The organism is Streptomyces sp. NPDC036815 (assembly GCF_055609205.1).
In genome coordinates, this window is the sequence record NZ_JBVJPW010000010.1 from 88,192 (window position 1) to 102,746 (window position 14,555).

The following is a 14,555-nucleotide window of genomic DNA, read 5'->3' on the forward strand; positions in this document are numbered from 1 at the left end:
GGTGAGCACCCCGGCAGGGCGGAACCAGGAGCAGGAGAGGGAGGCGACGGACGTGGTCGGCCGCATTCGGGCCTGGCAGCGGGGCTGGCACGGGCTCAGCAAGATCGAGAAGGTCGAGATGCAGTCCACGGTCACATGGCACGCGCTGCCCTGGATCTTCTTCCTCAGCTGGGTCTCGCTGCCGCTCGGCCTGAGCCTGCGCCACGACCTCGCCCCGCGGCTCTTCGGCTGGTCGCTGACCGCGGTGGCCGCCGCACAGTGTCTGCAGGCCAACCGCTCGCTGCGCCGCTCGCTCGACCACTACCTGCGGCGGAGGCCGCTGCCGCGCCACGACCTCGCCGTGGCGGGCGTCCTCATGGGCGTCACCATGGGGTTCGCGGTGGGCCTCCAGGCGGTGGACGGCGTACCCGACGGGATGCTGGGCCTCACCGCCATGTTCACGCCGATGCCGTTCGCCCAGGCGCTCTCCTTCTCCCTCCCCGTCCGGGACTACCTGGCCCGCATGGCGCTGGTCGTCGCGGTGTCCGTCTCCGCCTTCGCCCTCGCCGGGGCGCGCGGCGGCCAGCTCGTCGCGATCGGTGTCGTCATGGCCTTCGCGACCGTCCTGGCGCTGATCTCCTCGCGCTGCGGCGCCTGGACGCTCTCCGTGATGTGGGAGGCCGACCGGGCCCGCGAGGTCGAGGCGCGCCTCGCGGTCGCCGAGGAGCGGCTGCGGTTCGGGCGTGACCTGCACGACGTGATGGGGCGCAACCTCGCCGTCATCGCGCTCAAGAGCGAACTCGCGGTGCAGCTCGCCCGCAGGGAACGCCCGGAGGCGGTGGACCAGATGGTCGAGGTGCAGCGGATCGCGCAGGAGTCGCAGCGGGAGGTCCGTGAGGTCGTACGGGGTTACCGCGAGGTCGACCTCACCGTGGAACTCGCGGGCGCACAGGGCGTGTTGGAGGCGGCCGGGATCGTGTGCCGGGTCACCGGGTCCGCGGCTTCGCTGCCGTCGTCGGTGCAGTCGGCGCTCGGGTGGGTCGTGCGGGAGGCGGCGACGAACGTGCTGCGGCACGGGGACGCGGGGCGGTGCGACATCGATCTCGTGGTGAGTGAGGGGCGGGCGACGTTGACGGTGGAGAACGACGGGGTGCCGGAGGTGGCGCCTGCTGGGCGCGGCTCCGGGCTCGCCGGGCTGCGGGAGCGGCTCGCGGCGGTGGGCGGGACGCTGGACTTCGCGTCCGGCGACGGGGTCTTCCGGCTCGCCGCGCAGGTGCCGCTGCCGCCTGCGCGGGGCCGGGATTCGTCCGGGCGGCAGGAGGAACGAGCGGGTCAGTGGAGAGATCCGGAGTGGGAGCGGGAGGCGGCGGCGTGAGCCTTCGTGTGCTGCTCGCCGACGACGAGCACCTCATCCGGGGTGCGCTCGCCGCGCTGCTCGCCCTGGAGGACGACCTGGTCGTCGTCGCCGAGGCCGCGACGGGCCCCGAGGCGCTCGCCATGGCACGGGCCCACGAACCCGACGTCGCCGTGCTCGATCTGCAGATGCCGGGCGCCGACGGTGTGAGCGTGGCCACAACCCTGCGCGACGAACTCCCGCACTGCCGGACCATGATCGTGACGAGTCACGGCAGGCCGGGACATCTGAAAAGGGCGCTCGCTGTGGGGGTGCGCGGCTTCGTGCCGAAGACCGTGAGCGCCCAGCGGCTCGCCGAGATCATCCGGACCGTACACGCCGGAAACCGTTACGTGGACCCGGAGTTGGCCGCCGACGCGATCTCCGCAGGGGACTCGCCGCTGACCGCGCGGGAGGCCGAGGTGCTCGAACTCGCCGCCGACGGCGCACCCGTCTCGGAGATCGCCGAGCGCGCCGCGCTGTCCCAGGGGACCGTGCGCAACTACCTCTCCTCCGCGGTCACCAAGATCGGTGCGGAGAACCGGCACGCGGCGGTGCGTCTCGCACGCGAGCGAGGTTGGGTATAGTTGTCCTCGCGCTTCGGCGCAACGCGGACGTAGCTCAGTTGGTAGAGCGCAACCTTGCCAAGGTTGAGGTCGCCAGTTCGAACCTGGTCGTCCGCTCCACAGAGAAGGCCCCGGTCGATGCGACCGGGGCCTTCTTCGTGCGTCGACCGCACGCCGACCTACCAGGGCGTGCCCGTCAGCCGCTCGTACGCCTCGATGTACTTGGCGCGGGTGGCGTCCACCACGTCCTGCGGCAGCGCCGGCGGCGGCTGCTCGCTCCCGCGGTCCCAGCCCGAGGCCGGCGAGGTCAGCCAGTCCCGCACGAACTGCTTGTCGTACGAGGGCTGGGCGTGGCCGGGCTCCCACTGGTCCGCGGGCCAGAAGCGGGAGGAGTCCGGGGTGAGCACCTCGTCGGCGAGGATCAGCCGCTCGCCCTCGAAGCCGAACTCGAACTTGGTGTCCGCGAGGATCAGGCCGCGCTCGCGCGCGATGTCCAGCGCCCTGCCGTAGACGGCGAGGGTCGTCTGGCGCAGCTGGGCGGCGGTCTCGGCGCCCACCTGGCGGGCGACCTCCTCGTACGACACGTTCTCGTCGTGCTCGCCGACGGCGGCCTTCGCGGCGGGCGTGAAGATCGGTGCGGGCAGCTCCGAGCCGTCGACCAGGCCCTCGGGCAGGGCGAGGCCGCAGACGGTGCGGGAGTCGTTGTACTCCAGGAGGCCGGAGCCCGTCAGATAGCCGCGGGCGACGCATTCGACCGGGACCATCTCCAGCGACTTGCACACCAGCGTGCGGCCCGCCCAGTCGGCCGGGGCGCCCGCGGGCAGGTCCGTGGAGAGCACGTGGTTCGGGACGAGGTCCGCGAGCTGGTCGAACCACCACAGGGAGAGCTGGGTGAGGACGCGGCCCTTGTCGGGGATCTCCGAGGGCAGCACCCAGTCATAGGCGGACATGCGGTCGCTGGCGACCATGACGAGCTCGCCCGCCTCGTTCCGGTACAGCTCGCGCACCTTGCCGGTGTGGAGGTGGACCAGGCCCGGAACCTCTGGGGGCTCGGGCTTTTCTACGAATCCGGACACGGTTCCCTCCCGTGGTTCTGGCCAAGTGAGGTCGATTCTCCCGCATGGGACGTGTGGTTTTGGCCAGGGGTTGAGCGGGGCGGTGCGGCGGAGCGGTACGGCGGGGTCAGTCGCGCTTGCAGATGCGGTCCAGGAGGTTGGCCGTGGCACGCTGGACGCGGGGGTCCACGTGGCCGGGCCGGTCGAGCGCCGGTGACCAGGCGAACGTGCCGGACGCGAAGACCAGGGCGCCGGACGGGGCCCGGTAGAGCGAGGACTCCTGGTGGCGCGTGACGCCCTCGGCGTCCTCGTACGGGGAGTGGGCGAGCAGGATGCGGCCCTGGTGCTCGGGGAGCGCCGTCCGCGGGAAGTACCGGTCGGCCTCGCCCGCGACCAGGCCCTCGATCTCGTCGCCGTCGTGCGCCCCGGTGGCGTCCCACAGCCAGTGGTCGGCGTTGCGGACGACGAGGGGGCGCGGCTCGGGGACGCGGCCCGCGTACTGGATGCCGAGCAGCTGCTGCTCGGCCCCCTTGCCGCCGTCCCGCTCGCGCCAGAGGGCGGGACGGCCGGGACCCCGGCGCTTGCGGCAGGTCAGGAGCCGGTCCTCGACTCCGGAGGGGGACGGACCCAGCTCCACCTGCCAGTACATGGTGTTGGCGGAGAGGAAGACCAGCGAGGTGCCGTGCTCGCGGGCGCGCTCAGTGGTGCGGCGCATGCTCGTCGACCAGTACTCGTCGTGGCCGGGGAAGACCAGGCCGCGGTACCGGGTGGGGTCGACGCGGCCGGCGTGCAGGTCGCGGGCGTCCGCGTACGCCAGGTCGTAGCCGTACCGCTCGGCCCAGCGGATGAAGTCGTAGGCGTGGCCCACGTGCAGGGGGAGGCCCGCGCCCGCGTACGGCCGGTCGAAGGAGACCGTGACCGCCGCGTCGCTCTCGCCGAGCAGGCGGCCCTGCTCGTCCCACGCGTGATAGAGGCTGGCGCCGGTGCGGCCGTCCTCCGGATAGAGGTTGTACGCCTGCCAGGTGACGTCGGGCAGGAGCAGCAGGAGGTCGGCGGGGTGGTCGTCGCGGACCGTGAAGGGGACGTGCGAGCGGTACCCGTCGACGGTGGTGAGGACCGCCACGTACGCCCCGATGCTCCAGTAGCTGGGGATCTGCAGGCGCCAGGAGAGCCACCAGTGGTGACAGGAGACCGTGCGGTCGGCGGTGAGCGGGGCGGGCTGGACGATGCCGGAGAGGCGGGGGCTCGTGGTGATCTTCGATGCCCCGTCGCCTCCGTAGTGCCCGATGCGGTAGATGTCGACGCTGAACTGCTGGGGCGGGTCGACCGTGACATGGAAGTCGATGGCCTCGCCCGGGGCGGCGGCGCCGGTGGAGGTGAACCCCTTGATCTGGCGGCGCACGTCGTCGGCGGTAAGGGGGCCGCCGGTGCGGGGCGCGGGGATGTTCGCGCCGGGGGCCGGGGCGTGGTCGACGTACCAGGGCACGACGTGGCCCGTGTCGTCGAAGTAGTGCTCGGCACCGCGCAGCCAGGGCAGCGGGCCCTGGCCGAAAGGGTCCGACACGGCATGCGCGAGTGCACCTGATTCCCAGCGGCGAATCGGCTCCGACTTCATCCCTGCCCCTCCCTAGCTCCCCCGAGCCTGCGGCGCCTGGTGGTGCGTTCGGTCCGGCGGCCGCTCCCAGCACATCACATTTCGCAGGCACACCGTCACCGTTCGTCGCGAATTGAATGGAACGGAATACGACATTCCGGGCGTCCTGGCGGGTGGGGTGGCGGTGGGGTGGCGTGGGGGGTAGCGGGGGGGGCGACGGGGGGACGGGTTCGGGGGGCGGGTCGGGGGCGGTCGGGGAAGGGGGCGGTGCGGCCAGCCAGGGGGTTTGGTGCGGCTGGGCAGGTGGTTCGGTGTGGCTGGGCAGGTGGTTCGGTGTGGGTGGGCAGGTGGTTCGGTGTGGGTGGGCAGCTGGTTCGGTGTGGGTGGGGCGTGGTGCGGCCAGCCAGGGGGTTCGGTGCGGCTGGGCAGCTGGTTGGTGTGGGCGGGCAGCTGGTTCGGTGTGGGGTGGGGCGTGGTGCGGTGTGGAAGGGGCGCGTTGTGGTGCGCGCGGGCCGGGCGGCTATTCCCGGCGGCCGCGAGATCAGCGGGGCCGGGTTTCCCCGGCGGCCGCGAGATCAGCCGGGCCGGTTTTCCCGGCCCTCGCCAGACCGGCCGGACCGGCTTCCCGACCGTCGTCGAATTAGCCGGACCGGCCTTTCCGCCCCGTCCTCAGAACAGATGGACCGGCTTTCCGGGCTGCCATCAAGCCAGCCGAACCGGCTCCTCCGGTCAGCCGTCAGACCAGCCCGACCAGCTTTCCGGGCACCGTCAGACCAGCCGAACCGGCTTTTCCGGCCGGATGCCCAGGCGGGTGAGCCAGTCCCGCAGCGGGAGCGGGTCGCCGTCCTCGACAAGGCGCAGCACGCGCGGCGTGAGATCCGCCGCGCGCTCGCCGTCGACCAGCAGGGCGGGGCCGTCGAGCCAGTCGAGTCCGGGGGCGGCCCCCGCGGTGTCCACGGCGGCGCAGCACACCATCGCCGTGACGTGGTCGGCGAGGAGCTCACGGCCCGTGCGGGGCGGCTGCAGCGGGAAGAGCGGCAGCGCGCCGTCGTCCCAGAGGGCCTCGTCCGGCCCCTGCCCGGTGGGCGCCGGGCGGGGCGGGGCGGCGGCCTCCTCGCGGGCGAGCTCGGCGGTGAGGCCCGCGGCGAGCACCCCGCTCCGGCTCCCGTCGTCGGCGTCTTCGGCCCCCTCGTCCATCGCGGGGAAGAGGGAGGCGGCGGGGTCGGGGGCGAGCGTCCGGTGCACGCCGTCCTCGCGCTCGCCGTGCGTCAGGGGGACGCCGTCCGACGCCTCACCCTCGCCGCGTATCGGGTAGGCACCGCCCGAAGCCTCGCGCTCGCCGTGCGTCAGGGGGACCCCATCCGACGCCTCCCCCTCACCGTGCGTCGGACGGACGCCATCCGACGCCTCACCCTCGTCCTGTGTCAGGGGAACGCCATCCGGCGCCTCACCCTCACCGTGCGTCGAACGGACGCCATCCGACGCCTCACCCTCGTCCTGTGTCGGGCGGACGCCATCCGACGCCTCACCCTCGCTCTGTGTCAGGCGGACGCCATCCGGCGCCTCACGCCCGCCGTGCGTCGGCCCCGTGAGGTGGTCCAGGACGCGGCCGAGGGTCGGTCCCTCCGGGTCGGGGGCCGTCGGGTCGGGGGAGCGGCTGACGCCCAGGGAGTCCAGGACGCGGTGCAGCCGGGCGGCGTCCATGCGCCATTTCCGGTCGACGACCTCGTCCGGATACTCCTGCCAGGCCACCGGCGCCCAGTCGGGCCCCGACTCCGCGGGCCCGCCGTGGAAGAGGCGGGCGGCGAGCAGCGACGCCGCCTCGTCCACCGAACCCGGCTCCTCGAGCAGGTCACAGGCGGGCCGCTCGCCCAGACGCGAGGCGAAGCCCTCCGCGAGGCGGTCCCTGCGGGACAGCTCGGTGAGCGCGGAGACCACGCCCGCGTCGAGCCGCGAGGGCCAGCGGCCCATGCGCCAGGCGGGCAGGGCGACGCGGGTGAGGAGGCGGTCCCAGCCCGCGTACGCGAGGCCGACCTGCTCCTGGGCGACGATCCGCACGCCGTAGTCCACGGTCTGGGCGCGCTCCGCGGCAGCCGCGGCGACGCCCCGCTCCATCTCGGCGGCGTGCACCCGGCAGTGCCGCAGCAGGAGCCGGGCGACCCGGCCGACACCGCCGAGTGCCACACGCGGGAGGGCGCCGCGGCCCGGGGCCGAGGCGACCGCGACGGCGGCGTCGAGCCCGCGGACGAAGCGGCGGGCCGCCGCTATGTCGGGGTGTGCGGAGGGGCCCGTCCCCGCGACGACCGGGGCGAGCACGGCGCGCAGCTCACCGACCCGCATCCACCACAGGAACGGGGAGCCGATGACGAGCACGGGAGCGACGGAGGCCGGACTCTGCGCGGTCCGTGCGCCGCGTACGCCGTCGGCCGCCGCGGCACCCTTCACCGCGTCACCCTTCACCGCGCCGCCCTTCACCGCGGCGGCGTCCGCCCGGTCGCGCCGCGCCCGGCGGTCCCGTGCGGGCGGGCCGTGCGCGGGGTGGGTGCGGTCCTCCAGCCAGCTGTCGCAGTCCGGGGTGAGCGCTATGGCCGAGGGCGCGGGCACGTCCAGGCGGTCGGCGAGGTCCCGCACCAGGCGGTACAGATCGGGGGCGGACTCCTCGGCGATCGGGACCGTGGGGCTCAGGGCAGGCCTGGCTCTCGCGACGACCAGGGCGACACCGGCCGCGCCGAGCAGGACGAGCAGGGCCGCGCCGGACACCACCCAGCGGACGACGTCCCAACTCCCGCCGCCCGCATGGCCCGTGACCCCCGCCGCGATCAGCACGACGGCGACGGCCGCGGGCAGCAGGGAGACGGCCAGCGCCCTGCTGCGCAGGCGCAGCACAGCGAGGGCCCGGGAGCGCGCGGCCTGCGCGCCCACCTCCACACCCGTACCTGACACGACCGATGGCACCCCCTGCTGCCTACTGCTCGGCCGCCGGCCCGGGCCGGCGACACACATCAACGGCGTTGGTGTTGCTCACTCCCCCACTGTGGCACCCGCCACCGACATCGCAATGCCGGTGGTCTGTTTGGCTCTGGGCGCCTTGAACGCTTTCGCCGCACCCTAGTTGGGGTGTCCCGCCCCGTCAGCCGGATGGCCCACCGGTCACTCGATGGAATGGCTTTGGCTAAAGGTGGATGCTGAGAAGGCCCCGGATCCAGTGTCGGATCCGGGGCCCGCAGTCGACGGAGAGCCGGGCGGGGGGCCGCCCGAGCCGGTGGTTCACGCCTCGGCGGCCGCCTTCGCCGCGATGTCCGTGCGGTACTGGGAGCCGTCGAGGCGGATGCGGGACAGCGCGGCGTACGCGCGCTCGCGGGCCTCGGTGAGACCGGCGCCGGTCGCCGTCACGGACAGCACCCGGCCGCCCGCGCTGACGACGGCGTCGCCGTCCCGCGCCGTCCCGGCGTGCAGGACGTACGCGTTCGGGGCATCCTGCGCCGCCACCTCGTCGAGCCCCTCGACGGGGTCGCCGGTGCGCGGTGTGCCGGGGTAGTTGTGCGAGGCGACGACCACGGTCACCGCGGCCTCGTCGCTCCAGCGCAGCGGCGGCAGGTCGGCGAGGTTGCCGGTCGCCGCGGCCAGCAGGAGCCCGGCGAGCGGGGTCCGCAGGCGGGCGAGGACGACCTGGGTCTCGGGGTCGCCGAAACGGGCGTTGAACTCGATGACCCGTACGCCGCGGCTCGTGATCGCGAGACCCGCGTACAGCAGCCCCGCGAACGGGGTGCCGCGGCGGCGCAGCTCGTCCACGGTCGGCTGGAGCACGGAGCCCATGACCTCGTCGACCAGGGCGGGATCGGCCCACGGGAGCGGCGAGTAGGCGCCCATGCCGCCCGTGTTCGGGCCCTCGTCGCCGTCGAGCGCGCGCTTGAAGTCCTGGGCGGGCTGCAGCGGGACGACGCTCTCGCCGTCGGTGATCGCGAAGAGGGAGACCTCGGGGCCGTCCAGGAACTCCTCGATGACGACGCGGCCGCAGGCCAGGGCGTGTGCGCGGGCCACGTCGACGTCGTCGGTGACGACGACGCCCTTGCCCGCCGCGAGGCCGTCGTCCTTGACGACGTACGGCGCCCCGAAGGCGTCGAGGGCCACGTCGATCTCGGCGGGGGTCGTGCAGACGTACGACCGGGCGGTCGGCACGTTCGCGCCCGCCATCACGTCCTTGGCGAACGCCTTGGAGCCCTCAAGGCGCGCGGCCTCCCCGGAGGGGCCGAAGCAGGGGATGCCCGCCGCGCGCACGGCGTCGGCGACGCCCGCGACGAGGGGGGCCTCCGGGCCCACGACGACGAGACCGGCGCCCAGCTCCTTGGCGAGGCCGGTCACGGCGGCGCCGTCGAGGGCGTCGACCCGGTGCAGCTCGGCCACCTCTGCGATGCCGGCGTTGCCGGGGGCGCAGTGCAGCTCGGAGACGTCGGGGTCGAGGGACAGAGAGCGGCACAGGGCGTGTTCGCGGGCACCACTGCCGATGACGAGGACCTTCACGGTGGTCAGCCTAGCCCGCGGCTCGGCATGCCTTCGTACGGGCTGCCAGATCTGGCTTTCCAGCCTGTTGTACGTTCCTCCAGCTCGGGTGTACCCCTCCGGGGCCCGGTCGGCCTTCCGGCTGCGGCTCCCCGTGCCTTTCGGACCCGGAAAAACCCACACCGCCGCTCCGCGGCGACCACCCCCACCCACTCACCCGTTCGCCCGGCGACGCAAGGCACGGGTAGGAGCGATCCTCCTGCTCGCTGTATCTACATCTACTTGCTCTACTCGTTCGGATACTCGTCGACCACCGTCGCGCCCAGCTCGCGCATGATCAGGTCGTGGCCGGAGAGGGCCGACTCCACCAGGTCCGGGTCGTCGTCCTCGGGGATGTCGTCCTCGGGGGACACGTGCTCCGGGGCGGGGGCCGACCGGGCCGGGGCGGGGTCCGGGGCCGGCGGGGGCGGGGTCTGGGGTGCCGGGGCCGACGAGGACGCCGAGGGTGTCGGGGGCGGCGTCGGCCGGCGCGGGGGCGCGGCCGGGCGCGGGGCCGCCGGGGCGCCGCCGCCGAAGTTGCCGGCGGCCGGCGGGGGCGCGGAGCCGCCGGACGGGTCGACGATCGCCTCGACCTTCCACTGCACGCCGAACTGCTCGGACAGCGCGGCCCGCAGCACGTCCTCGCTGCCGCTGCTGGCGAAGTTGTCCCGCGCGCCCGCGTTGACGAAGCCGATCTGGAGGGTCGTCCCGTCGAACCCGGCCACCTGGGCGTTCTGGCTCAGCAGGATCCAGGTGAAGCGGCGACGGTTCTTCACCGCCTCCAGGATGTTCGGCCACAGGGTGCGGGGGTCGGGGCCGCCCGCGGGGGCCTGGGCGGCCATCGGGGCGGGGGCTTGCGGGGCTTGGGCCTGGACCGGGGCGGGCTGCGGGGCGGCCGGAGAGTTGCTCCCCGGGCTTCCCGCGCTCGCGGCGGTGGGCCAGCCGCCCGGGCGGGGGGCCGGCTCCGGGGCGGCGGGAGGCGCGGCTGCGGGGGGCGCGGCTGCGGGTGCGGAAGCGGAGGCTGCCGGGCCGCTGCCCGGGGCGGAGGCCGTGGGCCAGCCGCCGGGCCGCCGCTCACCGGCCGGCGCGGGAGGAGGGGAGGTGGGGGCTGCGGGGGCTTCCACCGGGGGTGCCTGCGGCACGGGAGGGGCTTCGGGAGCCTGCGGGGCGGACTGCGGCGCAGACCCGCTCACGCCCGACCCGGAACCCGAGCCCGGCCCCTGACCCTGACCCGGCCCCTGACCCGGCCCCTGCGGCCCACCAGCCCCCCGCACGGCGGCACGCGCGGCGGCCGGACCACCCCCGGGCGCCACCCCCTGCCCCATATCGGCGGAACCACCAGAAAGGCCTCCCGAGGGGCCTCCCGACAGGCCACCCGGCAACCCTCCCGAGGGGGCCCCCGTAGGCATCCCGCCCCCGGCCTGCTGTACGCCCGCGTGGGCCTCGGGCCCCGGGACGTACCCCATCGTGGGGCCGGGGCCCTGGCCGCCCGGGACGAAGTTGCCGCCGCGCTCCAGGCGGTCGAGGCGGGCCATGACGGACCGCTCGTCGTCGTAGGCCGCGGGAAGCAGCACGCGCGCGCAGATCAGCTCCAGCTGGAGCCGCGGCGAGGTGGCGCCGCGCATTTCGGTGAGGCCCTCGTTGACGATGTCGGCGGCGCGGCTCAGCTCGGCGCCTCCGAAGACACCGGCCTGGGCCTGCATCCGCTCGACGACGTCGGCGGGGGCGTCGATGAGCCCCTTCTCGGCGGCGTCCGGTACGGCCGCGAGGATCACCAGGTCACGCAGCCGCTCCAGCAGGTCGGCGACGAAGCGTCGGGGGTCGTTGCCGCCCTCGATGACGTGGTCCACGACCTCGAAGGCCGCAGCGCCGTCCCCGGAGGCGAAGGCCTCGACCACGGAGTCGAGCAGCGAGCCGTCCGTGTACCCGAGGAGGGACGTGGCCATGGCGTACGTCACACCGTCGTCGCCCGCGCCGGCGAGGAGCTGGTCCATGACCGACATGGAGTCACGCACGGAACCGGCACCGGCCCGCACGACCAGCGGGTAGACGCCGTCCTCGACGGCCATGGACTCCTGTCCACAGACCTCGGCGAGGTAGTCCCTGAGGGTGCCGGGGGGCACCAGGCGGAACGGGTAGTGATGGGTGCGCGAACGGATCGTGCCGATGACCTTCTCGGGCTCGGTCGTCGCGAAGATGAACTTGAGGTGCTCCGGAGGCTCCTCGACCACCTTCAGGAGGGCGTTGAAACCCGCCGAGGTGACCATGTGGGCCTCGTCGATGATGTAGATCTTGTACCGGCTGGACGCGGGGCCGAAGAAGGCCTTCTCGCGCAGGTCGCGGGCGTCGTCGACACCACCGTGCGACGCGGCGTCGATCTCGATGACGTCGATGGAACCCGGCCCGTTCCGCGCCAGGTCGCGGCAGGACTGGCACGCGCCGCAGGGCGTGGGGGTGGGACCTTGCTCACAGTTGAGACAGCGGGCCAGAATGCGCGCGCTCGTCGTCTTGCCGCAGCCGCGCGGGCCACTGAACAGGTAGGCATGATTGACCCGGTTGTTCCGCAGCGCCTGCTGCAGCGGGTCGGTCACATGCTCCTGCCCGATGACCTCGGCGAACGACTCCGGGCGATAGCGGCGGTACAAGGCGAGAGACGACACGCCTACGAGGTTATAGGCGACCGCTGACAACCCGGACCGCCCCAACGCAAAGCGCCCCCCACGCACCCGCCAGAGCCGACCTACCCTTGCTGCCTTCCGGCCCTGGGGGAGTTCAGTCAGATAGCGCCACGTGAGGGGCTGGCCCCCACAGTAGCGGATGCCCGCCCCCGGAAGCGACGCCGCCCCCGGCCCGGACCGCCCCCGCGACCGACCCCGGGACGACATGACGACGATCACGTCGACGACCTCGGGATCGTGTTCGCGAGCACTCCCCAACGTCTTGTATTGTTTGCGGCGGAGGATTCGCCTAGTGGCCTAGGGCGCACGCTTGGAAAGCGTGTTGGGGGCAACCCCTCACGAGTTCGAATCTCGTATCCTCCGCACCCGCCCGAGAGGGCAGACGAAGGTCCCGACCGGTTCGCCGGCCGGGACCTTCGCCGTTGGGGAACAAGCTTCTCGCCGCGCCAGGGCAACGTAGACGTCCGGCCCCGTGGCGCGAGCACCTGAAGTCCGACCCGTCAGACTCGTCGCCCCCAGCGGTGGTGGCAACGGGGATGGTCTCGACCCAGTGGGTCAGCCGGACTCGACGGCCTGCGTGACGCATGAGGGAGTACGTCCCGGTACGTCTCAGCCAAAGTCCGACCACTCTCATAGTCACCAGGCAGTCACGGATAGCGTTGCTTCGCACGGGTTAACCCTCACCTCACCGGAGACAACAGTGACTCGCTCGACCCGGCTCGTGGCGGCAGCGCTCACGGCCTCCGCCGCCCTGCTGCTGAGCGCCTGCGGTGGCTCGGAAAGTGACAAGGACAACGACAAGATCGCCGGTGCGGACACCGGTGGGACGAAGCCGACGTCACCGTCGTCGTCCGCGACGACGGACGGGGTCGACCGGCCCGAGATCAAGCTGCCGTCCGACATGAAGATGGACTTCGAGGGCCGGCAGACCGGGGACGCGATGAAGAACGCGATCCTGGCGGACAACGAGCGGACCGTCAGCACGGTGTGGCAGGCGATGGCGACCGGTGACGTGAAGCACTCCGGACTCGCCTTCTACTACACGGATAACGCACTGACCGGTGCCTACAAGTACGCCACCGCCAACATCGCCAAGAACGTCAGCTGGACCGGAACCTTGCGCTACTACAACAGGCAGGTGACGACGTTCAGTAAGAAGGCCGCAGCGGTGACGTACTGCGTGGACGAAAGCCGAGCGGACCTCACGGACCGAAAGACGGGCAAACGGAAGAGCACGAAGACCACGTCGGACAGCTACGTCTACTACAACGCCGGGGTGAAGAAGAACAAGGATGGCGTGTGGCAGATCTGGGACCTCAGCGAGAACCGGGGGTCTGAGAAGTGCCAGCCGTGACACGCCGCCCCGCCGTGGCGGCCCTTGCCGCCGCGCTGTGTCTGCTCACCGCGTACCCGGCCGCGGCCGGAGGGTTCGGCGACACGGGCGAGCTGGAATCCGACACGAGCGGCGACTCCACGGGCCCGCTCCTGATGTCCAAGGTGACGTTCAAAGCGGAGGGTGGCGGGACCTCCGCAAAGCGGTCCGGAAGCCTGACTCCCACCGCATTGAACTGGAAGGCCCCTGCCTGTTGGTACGAACCGTACTGGAAGGCCAAGGACTTCAAGACGTTCATGGAAGCGAAGTGGTCGATCCACAAGTCCGCGGGCGGTAACCCCGAAGACCTGTCGGACGCCAAGGCTCGCTACAAGGGCGGACACCCCTACAAGAACTTCAACGCCGACAAGAACAGCAAGGGCATGTGGTGGGTGGCCGTCAAGAACAAAAACATGGAGGACGACCCGGCCGCTCGCGCATGTACTCGTCCACCGTTCTGGGCGGACAAGGGCAAGGCTCCGGACGTCCCCCGGGCGATCGATCCCAAGACCCTCGCTGCCCTCGCCTACCAGCAGACCAAAGTGCCGGACACCAAGGTCGAGTTGAAGCCCAAGGCTACGTCCACGGTGAACCTGCCCACGTGGGTGTGGCTGGACAAGGGCACGTTCAAGGAGGTCAGGGTCCGGGCCGAGTTGCCCGGCACCGGCCTGTTCGCGGAAACCACCGCCAAGCCGGTCAGCCTCCACCTGGAACCGGGCACCGAGGACGCGCAGACATACCCGGCATCCGGCGAGTGCACCTTCAACAAGGACGGTTCCATCGGCACCCCGTACACCAAGGGCAGCTCGAAGCAGGAACCGCCGTGCGGCATCACTTATCTGCGCGCGTCGAACGGTCAGCCGCATCAGTTGAAGGCGTCGGTCACGTGGGATACCTCGTGGCACGGCACGGGCAGTGCGAAGGGGGATCTGCCTGACGGCACCTTCGAGACGACCCAGGACGTAGACGTCCAGGAGATCCAGTCGATCAACCGCTGACCGAGGCCGTCGGCCGGTCGGTGCACCACACGCGGAACCATCTCGACCCACGGGGGCGGGCAGCATGTCGGACCTGAAGAAGGATGCGGAATCCCTGCACAAGGCGGCTTCCGCACTGGGCAAAGTGGATCATCACACCACCAAGCCCTTGCATGACTTCAAGGCCGCCTCACACGACATGTCTGCCTTCGGCGTGCTGGGTTCGCTGATGAGCGCCAAGGACGACATCCAGGACGGCATGGACACCATCGCCAAGCTCGCCAAGAACCTCCACAAGGAGTGGGAGGACGAGGCGAAGTTCCTGGGCGATGTCTCCGATGCCTTCGACCTGCTGGACATCCTGCTGAGCGCAGCGGCCCGCGCCAAGAAGGGCTGAGCCGT

The 14,555-nt window shown here is 72.4% G+C and carries 10 protein-coding genes, 2 tRNA genes and 1 other RNA gene; 7 read left to right on the plus strand and 6 right to left on the minus strand.

Annotation, left to right across the window (positions count from 1 at the left end; translation table 11 throughout):
* The first annotated feature begins 1 nt into the window (after position 1).
* The 3 genes from ACZ69I_RS21360 (at position 2) to ACZ69I_RS21370 (ending at position 2,058) form a co-directional block, all read left to right on the plus strand.
* Positions 2 to 1,354, plus strand: coding sequence for a sensor histidine kinase (locus tag ACZ69I_RS21360; protein ID WP_470833940.1), 1,353 nt, complete (start codon positions 2 to 4; stop codon positions 1,352 to 1,354).
* Entirely contained in the window at positions 1,351 to 1,959 is a 609-nt protein-coding gene (locus tag ACZ69I_RS21365; protein ID WP_467678867.1) for a response regulator, read from the plus strand. Before ACZ69I_RS21360 ends, ACZ69I_RS21365 begins: the two co-directional genes overlap by 4 nt.
* A gap of 23 nt (positions 1,960 to 1,982) precedes the next feature.
* Positions 1,983 to 2,058: transfer RNA gene (locus tag ACZ69I_RS21370), tRNA-Gly, on the plus strand.
* A gap of 59 nt (positions 2,059 to 2,117) precedes the next feature.
* Here ACZ69I_RS21370 and ACZ69I_RS21375 read toward each other — a convergent pair.
* The 6 genes from ACZ69I_RS21375 to ffs all read right to left on the minus strand — a co-directional run bounded on the left by ACZ69I_RS21375 (position 2,118) and on the right by ffs (position 11,929).
* Positions 2,118 to 3,014: a phosphoribosylaminoimidazolesuccinocarboxamide synthase gene (locus ACZ69I_RS21375; protein WP_467678869.1), complete on the minus strand. Its 897-nt coding sequence runs from the start codon at positions 3,012 to 3,014 to the stop codon at positions 2,118 to 2,120.
* A gap of 106 nt (positions 3,015 to 3,120) precedes the next feature.
* Positions 3,121 to 4,608: a N,N-dimethylformamidase beta subunit family domain-containing protein gene (locus ACZ69I_RS21380; protein WP_467678871.1), complete on the minus strand. Its 1,488-nt coding sequence runs from the start codon at positions 4,606 to 4,608 to the stop codon at positions 3,121 to 3,123.
* Positions 4,609 to 5,355: 747 nt separating this feature from the next.
* On the minus strand, positions 5,356 to 7,530 hold the full coding sequence (locus ACZ69I_RS21385) for a hypothetical protein (protein WP_470833943.1): 2,175 nt from the start codon (positions 7,528 to 7,530) through the stop codon (positions 5,356 to 5,358).
* Positions 7,531 to 7,854: 324 nt separating this feature from the next.
* Positions 7,855 to 9,108, minus strand: coding sequence for a phosphoribosylamine--glycine ligase (gene purD, locus ACZ69I_RS21390; RefSeq protein ID WP_470833944.1), 1,254 nt, complete (start codon positions 9,106 to 9,108; stop codon positions 7,855 to 7,857).
* 266 nt (positions 9,109 to 9,374) lie between these two features.
* Positions 9,375 to 11,786 (minus strand): DNA polymerase III subunit gamma and tau, encoded by a 2,412-nt coding sequence (locus ACZ69I_RS21395; protein WP_470833946.1) that lies wholly within the window; start codon positions 11,784 to 11,786, stop codon positions 9,375 to 9,377.
* A gap of 44 nt (positions 11,787 to 11,830) precedes the next feature.
* Positions 11,831 to 11,929: signal recognition particle sRNA small type (gene ffs, locus ACZ69I_RS21400), an RNA gene on the minus strand.
* 153 nt (positions 11,930 to 12,082) lie between these two features.
* Between ffs and ACZ69I_RS21405 the strand changes: the two genes are divergently transcribed.
* The 4 genes from ACZ69I_RS21405 (at position 12,083) to ACZ69I_RS21420 (ending at position 14,550) form a co-directional block, all read left to right on the plus strand.
* Positions 12,083 to 12,167, plus strand: a tRNA-Ser gene (locus tag ACZ69I_RS21405).
* 337 nt (positions 12,168 to 12,504) lie between these two features.
* A complete protein-coding gene (locus ACZ69I_RS21410) occupies positions 12,505 to 13,158 on the plus strand; it encodes a hypothetical protein (protein ID WP_467678879.1) in 654 nt (217 codons plus the stop codon).
* A complete protein-coding gene (locus tag ACZ69I_RS21415; RefSeq protein ID WP_470833948.1) occupies positions 13,146 to 14,174 on the plus strand; it encodes a hypothetical protein in 1,029 nt (342 codons plus the stop codon). Before ACZ69I_RS21410 ends, ACZ69I_RS21415 begins: the two co-directional genes overlap by 13 nt.
* 64 nt (positions 14,175 to 14,238) lie before the next feature.
* Positions 14,239 to 14,550, plus strand: coding sequence for a hypothetical protein (locus ACZ69I_RS21420; RefSeq protein ID WP_470833950.1), 312 nt, complete (start codon positions 14,239 to 14,241; stop codon positions 14,548 to 14,550).
* Positions 14,551 to 14,555: the final 5 nt, after the last annotated feature.

Coding starts and splice junctions, on each gene's coding strand:
- ACZ69I_RS21380 (WP_467678871.1), bottom strand. CDS start 4,608: ATGAAGTCGGAGCCGATTCGCCGCTGGGAATCAGGTGCACTCGCGCAT.
- ACZ69I_RS21420 (WP_470833950.1), top strand. CDS start 14,239: ATGTCGGACCTGAAGAAGGATGCGGAATCCCTGCACAAGGCGGCTTCC.